The organism is Arthrobacter sp. GMC3, assembly GCF_002929305.1.
Classification (GTDB): Bacteria; Actinomycetota; Actinomycetes; order Actinomycetales; family Micrococcaceae; genus Specibacter.
Map to the genome: position 1 here is coordinate 1 of NZ_PJIO01000108.1, position 613 is coordinate 613.

The window sequence follows — 613 nt, forward strand, 5'->3', positions numbered from 1 at the left end:
TAGTTGTTTGTGCACCCTCACATCCTTTTCGACTTAACATATATTTGGGGACCTTAGCTGGTGGTCTGGGCTGTTTCCCTTTCGACAATGGATCTTATCACTCACTGTCTGACTCCCGGACATACATGAATGGCATTCGGAGTTTATCTGAATTCGGTAACCCAAGACGGGCCCCTAGTCCAAACAGAGCTCTACCTCCAGCATCCTCTTTGCGAGGCTAGCCCTAAAGCTATTTCGGAGAGAACCAGCTATCTCCAAGTTCGTTTGGAATTTCACCGCTACCCACAACTCATCCCCACAATTTTCAACTTACGTGGGTTCGGTCCTCCAGCGCGTTTTACCGCGCCTTCAACCTGGTCATGGGTAGGTCACTTGGTTTCGGGTCTGCGTCAGCCAACTGCTCGCCCTCTTCAGACTCGCTTTCGCTGCGGCTCCGCATTTGCTGCTTAACCTTGCATCAGATCGTAACTCGCCGGTTCATTCTACAAAAGGCACGCCATCACCCATTAACGGGCTCTGACTACTTGTAAGCACACGGTTTCAAGTTCTCTTTCACTCCCCTTCCGGGGTACTTTTCACCTTTCCCTCACGGTACTGGTTCACTATCGGTCAC

The 613-nt window shown here is 50.7% G+C and carries 1 rRNA gene; it reads right to left on the bottom strand.

Annotated elements, in window-relative coordinates:
• A 23S ribosomal RNA gene (locus CXQ94_RS21660) occupies positions 1-613 on the bottom strand; the annotation flags it as partial.